Origin of the sequence: Rahnella woolbedingensis, from assembly GCF_003602095.1 — a bacterium.
Taxonomy (GTDB): domain Bacteria; phylum Pseudomonadota; class Gammaproteobacteria; order Enterobacterales; family Enterobacteriaceae; genus Rahnella; species Rahnella woolbedingensis.
The window spans coordinates 1-8,695 of record NZ_RAHH01000055.1; the positions used below are offsets into that span (position 1 = coordinate 1).

General features: G+C 55.5%; 6 protein-coding genes. 1 reads left to right on the forward strand and 5 read right to left on the reverse strand.

All coding sequences use genetic code 11. The annotated features are described in order from the left end of the window. From D6C13_RS24685 to D6C13_RS24705, 5 genes are all read right to left on the reverse strand, one after another. Positions 1-809 (reverse strand): phage tail protein (locus D6C13_RS24685; RefSeq protein WP_244212796.1); only part of this gene is annotated, 809 nt, incomplete at its 3' end. Positions 810-818: 9 nt separating this feature from the next. Next, a complete protein-coding gene (locus D6C13_RS24690) occupies positions 819-1,346 on the reverse strand; it encodes a phage tail protein I (protein WP_120135266.1) in 528 nt (175 codons plus the stop codon). Further along, complete coding sequence (locus D6C13_RS24695) at positions 1,339-2,247, reverse strand: baseplate assembly protein (protein ID WP_120135267.1); 909 nt, start codon at positions 2,245-2,247, stop codon at positions 1,339-1,341. The genes D6C13_RS24690 and D6C13_RS24695 overlap by 8 nt, the downstream gene beginning before the upstream one ends. A gap of 3 nt (positions 2,248-2,250) precedes the next feature. Next, positions 2,251-2,601: a GPW/gp25 family protein gene (locus tag D6C13_RS24700; protein ID WP_120135268.1), complete on the reverse strand. Its 351-nt coding sequence runs from the start codon at positions 2,599-2,601 to the stop codon at positions 2,251-2,253. Continuing rightward, complete coding sequence (locus tag D6C13_RS24705; RefSeq protein ID WP_120135269.1) at positions 2,598-3,239, reverse strand: phage baseplate assembly protein V; 642 nt, start codon at positions 3,237-3,239, stop codon at positions 2,598-2,600. Before D6C13_RS24705 ends, D6C13_RS24700 begins: the two co-directional genes overlap by 4 nt. Positions 3,240-4,440: 1,201 nt before the next feature. Here D6C13_RS24705 and D6C13_RS24710 point away from each other — a divergent pair. Continuing rightward, on the forward strand, positions 4,441-8,695 hold a 4,255-nt coding region (locus tag D6C13_RS24710), incomplete at its 3' end, for an Ig-like domain-containing protein (protein ID WP_208642947.1).

Sequence of the window (8,695 nt, forward strand, 5' to 3'; positions counted from 1 at the left end):
CCCAGAGGGTGGTCTGCAAACGTGGCAGAAATACTGATGGGATTGGTGACGTCAATAATGGACGGGTCATCCAGACGTTTAACCTTCGTCGTGTCCGTTGCCAGCATCAGATTGCTCATTGCCCCGACGTCCGCCGATTCCAGGGTAATGTCAGCACTCAGCGCCTTATTATTTACCTTGCGGGTGGACGGTACGCGCGTATTTGCATTGTCATTGGCGTTCTTCACCGCCTTTGGCGTCGCCGCCAGCGTTTCGCTGGTACTGCTGACCGAGCTGCTCAGCTGAACAAATCCTTTTGCCGTCAGCGTCCCGTCGGGGTGGTTACGGGATTTCTCATGCGCAGCCAGCAGGTCATTCACATACTGCTCAGTCGCCATAATCACCGAGTCGTCGATCAGCAAGCTGATGACTTCGGTATTACTGACGGCAATCACCATACGTAACGTCTGCGTGCGGCCTGAACCTTCCGCCAGGGTCGGTTTATAGGTATCAGCCATATTGCAGACGGCAATCAGCCCGCCGTCGCTGCTGAACAGCCCCATTTCGCGCATCCAGAAACCGCCGACGCTGGCGGAAATCACCGCCTCAGCAATCACCCAGTTACCATGAGTGGGATCGAGCTTTAAGGAATTGAGCGGCGTGCGGTACACCTCTTTGACCAGTTTGGTCTGCGTGGCGACCGGCGTGGTCGCCTTGCCGTTGCCGTCGCCGACGGCCAGCTGCGTAATGTTGATGTCAGTCCCCGCCGCCATGGCTGCCGCAATGCGCGACTGCCCGAGCGTGGTGACGACGGATTTAAATCTGCTCATAACGTCCTCTTATGCGGGGTAAACGGTCAGCAGCTCGCCGACGTACTGCGCTGCGCCAATGTAAACATCGCCTTTAATGTCCTGGGTGATGGTCAGGCCGATGAGATGGCGGCTGGCGGGTTTGGCGTCAGCAATCAGCCTTTCCATCTCGTTATACATTTCTTCGGTGATGCCGGTTTCCAGCACGCCGATATCCAGACGAAACGTACCGGGTTCGTCATTCGTTTCCCACCACTCGGTGACGTTAATCAGGTAGCCGAGCGGCTCCACCACGCGCCGGATGGCACCGATGGTTCCCTTATGGCAGTGAATGAACCAGGCCGACTGAATCACGCGGCGCTTAGTGGCGACAGGCCAGTGTTCATCCCAGCGGTCAACCGACAGCGCCCAGGCCAGATAGGGCAAAAACTTTGCCGGACAGGCCAGCGGATCCCAAAGCTGCCGCAGCGGCACCGGCACCTTTTCAAGCGCGGCGCAGGCGTCGGCGGCGGCAACCTCAAGAGCCGAGGAACCGGCGGGCAGCAGGCGGTCACTCATCGTAACCGCCCACTTTCAGGGTGTACGTGGTGCAGAATGACGCCTGCGTTTTATCCAGCTCGATGTCGTCGGCGGGGCTTTTCAGCTCCACCCGCTGCACGCCTTCAACGTGCAGCGCGGCATAAATGGCGGACAGCCGGATGTCGCGGCCTAAACGGTGCTGCGCGGTGGTGTAGGCAATCAGTTTTGCCTCAGCGGCTTCACGGATAGGTTCGGCTTCCGGACCGGGGAACAGATACAGCACGGCGTCAATGGTGTAACTGACCACGGTGGCGGACTGGACGGTCACGCGGTCGGCCACGGGGCGGACGTTCTCGTCATTGAGCGCGGCCTGAACTTTCGCCAGCAGGTCGGCGGGCGCGGTGCCGTTGCCGGTCTGTGCCAGCACGGAAATCGTCACGCAGGCGGGCGACGGACTGACCACCGAAATATCCGCCACCCGCCCGTCAGCCGAGCGCCCGTGATACTCATAGGAACCTACCGGACCGGCTACGCTCAGCCCTTCAAACGCCTGCTGCGCACGGATACGCAAATCCGCATCGCCTTCCATTACTGCCTCCACGGCGGGCACGCTGACCGTATCCGCTGGCGTGATCGTCAGGCGTTCCACGCTGAACGTGGCGGCGATATTGTCCAAGTCTGTTCCGGTGGCATAAGCCAGCATCACCGCCTGCGCAGCTTCATTAATCCGCTGACGCAGGATCACTTCGCGGTAAGCGTTCTCCTCCAGCAGTTTCACAATGGGCTCAGACTCCAGGGTCAGCGTGCGGGCGATGGCGGCCTGCTGGTCTTCGGGGTACAAGGAGACCAGCGTGGCTTTGCGTTCCGCCAGGAGGATTTCGTAATCCAGCACCTCCACCACGTCGGGGGCGGGTAACTGGCTCAGGTCGATAGTTGCCATAATTCAGCTCACGGGTAAGGTTAAGGAAATGGTGGCGGAGGTGTCTTTGCGGGTGCCGGTGAGTTCCACCACGCCTTTGCCGTCGTAGGTGGTTTCAAAGGTGATGCCGGTCAGGCTGACGCGTGGCTCCCACTTGAGGATCGCGCTGTAGCACGCCGCCATGATTTGCAGGCGCAGCGCCGCATTCTGCGGGCGGTCAGTCAGCATCGATAGCAGTGAACCATAGTCACGGCGCATGACGCGGGAACCGACGGGCGTGCGCAAAATGTCGCTGACCGACTGCTTGATGTGCGCCAGGTCTTCGACGCTGCGCCCCGTATCGCGAGCCAGGCCGATGTATTTTGCATTGGTCATGAAGGCACCTGGGTCTGACCGCCGCCCGTCTGGACGCCACCGTGTTTATGGGTATGAACCACCACGCCGTTTGACGTGATGCTCCCGCCTGAATGGGTGAGGTTGCCGGTTAGGGTGCCGGCCTTTTTTATCTCGATGGTGGCGGTGGTGAGTTTGTTAGTGCAGACCACTTCCGGCGTGTCGAGAGTGATGCGCGTTGTCGCCGTGCAGATAATCTGCGGAGCAGTCACCGCCACCCTATCGGCAGCGTTCACCGTGGCAGACTTGATGCCGGTTGCCAGCAGCGCGCCAGTTTCGGGTTCGTACTCGATCACCGCGCCGTCAGCGAAAGTGACATGTACAGCATCCGCCGAGGCAGACGGGGAGGGGAATTCATCAGAGAACACAGCAGGCATCACAAAGGCGGTATCCAGCTCGCCGCCCAGGCAGAACAGCAGAACCTGTTCACCGATAGACGGTGCCCACCAGGAACGGGAACGCCCCGCGCGGGAGGTCAGCCAGTGCAGCCAGTCGGTGACGTTGCCGCCGGTATTTACGCGACAGGTGCCCGCATCTAAATCCACCTCGGCAACGGTGCCAATGCGGATCAGATTGCGCAGCAGGCGCGGAATGTCGTTCTTTGGGATGGAAGTATTCATGGATAAAAGAATGCCGCCCTGTCAGGCGGCGTACAATTTGAGGCGGGTTGATGGCGGGTGGCACAACGTGGGGGCACTGACAGAGGAGTATTAGCTCAAACTTAGGCTGACACATTTCGTAGGTACAACATCATCAAATCTGACAGTCTGGTTTGAGCGAGCTATAGACTTTCATACCTGAAACTTACGCTATTAGGTGATTCAGGGCATGCAGATAAACTGCTGGCTATATTTCTTTCGTAGAGTGTGGAATGCATACCATTCCTCGTTGAAAAGGAGTGGGTAATGACTGCGACGAATCAATTTTCTGCATAGGTTGGTGTGGACTGGGCAGATAAAAAACACGATGTCTGTGTTCAGTTTCAAAGGTTTAAGGGCCAACGGAAAGAAAACGTACGTTTAGAAGGTAACCTGCCGTTTATAATGAAATTTAATCGCGTGTTGCCCGCTATTTTTTTGTTTTTCGGGTAGACGCACTCTGTTGTCTCAAGGGATTTTAGCATGTAAAGGGGCGTCCGGTGATGTACAAAAAAACACGCTAAGCGGTATCAGAAACCAATTTTGATATGCTCTGGTCTCATAAGGCACGACCGGTCCCCGCCCCCCTAATAAAACTGACCGGAACGTTTTAATGTATTCGTTGCGCGGCATTTTAAATGCTTTATTCAGAATTAAGAAATATCACTTTCGATTTATTGTAATATCTGGATTCGACTTTTCCCTTTATACTTGACGTTCTCCTGGACAGGAGTGTTCAGGGGTTATTTTCGGTGAGAGTATACAGAAATTTCTTCTGTGAAGGCCATCCTTTAAGGAATTAAAGGATGGCCTTTTTTTCTGCCCGCCGGATTTTTTATCATTCTCTTTAATCAGATTTCCTTGCACGGAAACGGGTTACCTGAATTATCCGGTATTGTTATTTTGTTTTATTGAATTTCTCTTTTGGTTTGTGGTTGTAAATGAACAATTCCAGGTAAAGTCATTTAAATCAATGAGATGCCAGTCAGTGTATTTTTGCCCCACTGTTATTTCAATTTCGGCATTACATTATTTTAAATATGATTATTCCCTGCTCCGCCAATCGTTAATATCCTCCTTACCGGCAGCACCCTGCTGCTCTCAGCTAAAGGCCACCCGGCTTCGTTCTTTATCTCTTTCCGGGCGGTTAATTCTAAAACTCAACTTAAAGGTAGCGGATATTATGTCCAGCACAAAAAACAATAACCTGAACACCTCAGTGGAAGCGGGCATTGACCATGACTCATTCGCACGCATTGACACCATTATGGATTACGCAGGCAACTTTCAGGGCCCGGTGCTCAATAACGGATACACCGATGACCTGCAGCCTACCCTTTCGGGTCGCCTTCCGGAGGGAGACGGCCTGACGTTGCGGGTTTTCTGTAATAATGTGGTGGTTGGCTATGCCGACATCGGGGATGAGGGTTACTGGACCTTCAAACCGGCGACGCCACTGGAGCCGGGCAGAACCTATGACTTCCAGATCATCCTGTTAGACTCGGCCGGCACTGAACTGCTGCCGTCCAATACCTACACCATTCATACCACCGAACTGGACCAGGACGTGGCACCCGCCGCCCCGGTGATTACCGAAGTGCACGATTATGCCGGTGACCATCAGGGTGTGGTGGCGCAGGGCGGTAAAACCGATGACAGCCATCCTGACGTTTCTGGTACAGCGGGCGCCCATGACGTAGTGACGCTGTCCGTGACCTCACCTTCAGGTATGACGACGGTACTGGGCAGCGCGGTGGCTGACAGCAACGGCAACTGGGACTACCAACTGACCACGGCGCAAAGCATTACTGCCGCTTTGGGTGAGTGGACCTTTACGGCCACGGCGACCAATGCCATAGGAACCAGCGACAGCAGCGCAGGCTACAGCGTGGAAACTGTGGCCACGAATGCCGACGTGTTCGCCACCCCGGAAATCTCCTACATCATTGATGATGTAGGCCTGCATACCGGGCAGGTGGCTGACGGCGGTAAAACCGATGACAAACAGCCTGAGCTGCACGGCACCGGTGAGCCCGGCAGTGTCGTGACTGTCACCATGTATGGTCCATCAACAGGGAAAACCTACACCCTTGGCCGTATCACCGTCGGTAATGACGGTACCTGGCACTACCAGTTCACCGGCAAACAGGCCATGCAGGCGGGTCACGGTGCGGAAAATATTTTCCATGTTTCTTCTGTGGATACAGATGGACATACCGTCACGAGCGACGCCTTCACGGTGACCCTGACCGGCAGCAATGCGGACGACAACACCCCGCCTGACATCACCCCGCCGGATGCACCTATATTAACGGGTATATACGGCACTGCGGAAGATGGCACCAAAGACGGCTCAGGCGCAAATAGTGGCGACACACTCCATGACGCCACGCCAGAGCTGGAAGGCGTTGCTGAGCCGGGCAGTATCGTGAAAATTTACGATGGTTCGGTGCTTATTGGCTCCACGATGACGGGTGCAGACCACCGCTGGGCTTTTGATGTCTCCAGCGCGCTGGCCGAAGGCAAGCACACCTTCTTCGCCACCGCGACAGATGCGGCTGGCAATACCAGTGCGCATTCAGGCAACTTTGTGCTGAACATTGATTTGCCGGATACGGATACCACCCCACCAGATGCGCCACTCATTTCCGGGGCATTTGTCACGGCGGAAGATGGCTCCACAGACGGTTCAGGCGCGACTAATGGCGGCACACTTCATGACACCACGCCAGAGCTGGCAGGGGTTGCAGAGCCGGGCAGTATCGTGAAAATTTACGAGGGTTCGGTGCTGATTGGTTCCACGACTGCGGGTGCTGACCGCTTCTGGGCTTTTGATGTCTCCAGCGCGCTGGCCGAAGGTAAACACACCTTCTTCGCCACTGCGACAGATGCGGCAGGTAATACCAGTGCGCATTCAGGCAACTTTGTGGTGAACATTGATGTACCGGATATCACCCCACCGGATGCACCGACTATCGTAAATTACTACGATGATGCCGGCGATTCTACAGGTTATGGCAACAACGGCACCACCACCGATGACACTACGCCAACCCTGTACGGCCATGCTGACGCAAAAAGCGTAGTGAAGATTTACGACGGCAGCACGCTGCTGGGTTCAGTCACCGCAGACAAGAACGGAAACTGGAACTTCACACCGTCTGAGCGCAGTGAGGGCGCGCACGTCTTCTTCGCCACCGCGACGGATGCGGCAGGCAATACCAGCGGTAAGTCTGCGGGCTTTGGGGTGATTATTGATACGTCCGATACCACACCTGCGGTCATTGAGCACGTTGTGGATGACCACGGCAGCCAGACGGGCGATATCAAAAATGGCGGTACCACGGATGACAAACAACCGCACCTGTCCGGCTCAGCAGAAGCCGGCAGCACGGTAAGTATCCACCAGTACGACCCGTACACGGGGAAAGAGTACGTTCTGGGTTCGGTGGTGGCGTCCACTGACGGTCACTGGGACTATCAGCTGGCCGGCGGGCAGGTGTTGCAATTTGGTGGCGAGAGCCGCTTCTGGGTCACGACGCTGGACAACGCGGGCAACAAGGCCACCAGTGCTGACTTTACGGTAACGCTGGTCGGGGAAAACCAGGACGACACCACCGCACCTGATGCACCAACCATCGCTAATTACTACGATGACTTCGGCGATTCTAAAGGTTTTGACAGCAACGGCGGCACGACGGACGACACCACGCCAACCCTGAACGGTCAGGCTGAAGCCAACAGCATTGTCAAAGTATACGAAGGCAGCACCCTGCTGGGGTCAACAACGGCCAAAGCAGACGGCAGCTGGAGTTACACCACGCCTGTGCGTGCCGACGGCAAACATGACTTCACCGCGACGGCGACGGATGCAGCGGGCAATGCCAGCGCACACTCCGGTCACTTTGTGATTAACATTGAAGCGGCAGACACCACCCCACCGGATGCACCGACCATCACGGGTTACCACGATGATGTTGGTGATATTAAAGGTGACTTCAAAGGGGGCTCCACCACGGATGACGCCAGACCTGAGCTGAAAGGCCATGCTGAAGCGAACAGCACTGTAAAAGTGTACGAAGGCAACACTCTGCTGGGCTCCACCACTGCCCACAGCGACGGTTCATGGAGTTTCACACCATCATCAGCGCTCAGTGATGACAGACATATCCTGACTGCCACTGCGACAGATGCAGCCGGAAACGTCAGTGACAAATCCGACAACTTTGCTTTCGTAGTTGATACCCATACTGAGATGACTATCGCAGGTCTGGAGGACGATGCGGGCACAATGACGGGTCTGGTCGCTAATGGGGGTGTCACCGATGACACCACGCCGGTGCTTATCGGGACGGCAGAGCCGGGCAGTATCGTGTACATCAGTTCAACAGGTGTATTTGGCGAGAGCTACAGCTTCAGCGTAACAGCAGGGCTCGACGGTAAGTGGACGCTGTCTCAGGGCTATGCCGCAGGCAACTACGGCACATTCAGCTACAGTGCTTACTCTGTTGACGTCGCCGGAAACCACAGCAAAACGGTGACATTCCACGTGGAGTTTGTGGCAGAGAATCAGGATGACACCTCGGTGCCGGGTACGCCAACTATCACGAGTGCATACGATAATGTGGGCGATTCTAAAGGTGACATCAAATCGGGTGACACGACGGATGACAGCACTCCGGAGCTGAAAGGTCATGCGGATGCCGGCAGCATTGTAACAGTGCACGAGGGCCGAATCCTGCTGGGGTCGACCACCGCTCACAGTGACGGTACATGGAGCTTCACGCCATCCGCACGCAGTGACGGTACGCACACTTTCTATGTGACAGCAACCAATGCGGCGGGCCATACCAGTGCGCATTCGGGTAATTTTGTGGTGAATGTTGACACAGCCCCGGTGGGTGTGTCTGGCTTTGAAGATTTTGAACAGGCTAATCACCCTGACCATCAGTTCACCGACTTTACTACAGACTCAGGCCTGAAGGTTGAATCGGCAGAAAGAGCAAACCTACGCGATGATATATCCTGGTACCGCTACGGTAACCCAGGCCTTGACCCTAGAACAAATACTTTCATTGATGACGAGGATTTGGGGTTAATTAAATTTACCTTACCGGGTATTGCGGATACGGTATCATTTTTTGGCGGGGGCGCTACAAGTGCGAATATCCATGCCATCCATGCCTATGATGCAAATGGTCATGAAGTGGCTGTTACGATCACCATGAGGGAACCAACAGACGCAGAAGACTTTGAGCATCTGGTTCTGATTGATAAATATACTATCACGCCCGTTTCAGGGCAGCATATTGCGTCATTTACCGCTGAGGGATTCCAGGTGATCGATGATGTCTCCTGGGCTTCTGCAAACGCCCAGCACGCCAACCTGCAAAGTGCCATGCTGACCAGCCCGGACGCCGTGGAACATCACGACATTC

Bases quoted from the DNA above. Each gene is read 5' to 3' on its own strand.
- D6C13_RS24700 (WP_120135268.1), bottom strand. From the start codon at position 2,601: ATGACCAATGCAAAATACATCGGCCTGGCTCGCGATACGGGGCGCAGC.
- D6C13_RS24690 (WP_120135266.1), bottom strand. From the start codon at position 1,346: ATGAGTGACCGCCTGCTGCCCGCCGGTTCCTCGGCTCTTGAGGTTGCC.
- D6C13_RS24705 (WP_120135269.1), bottom strand. From the start codon at position 3,239: ATGAATACTTCCATCCCAAAGAACGACATTCCGCGCCTGCTGCGCAAT.
- D6C13_RS24695 (WP_120135267.1), bottom strand. From the start codon at position 2,247: ATGGCAACTATCGACCTGAGCCAGTTACCCGCCCCCGACGTGGTGGAG.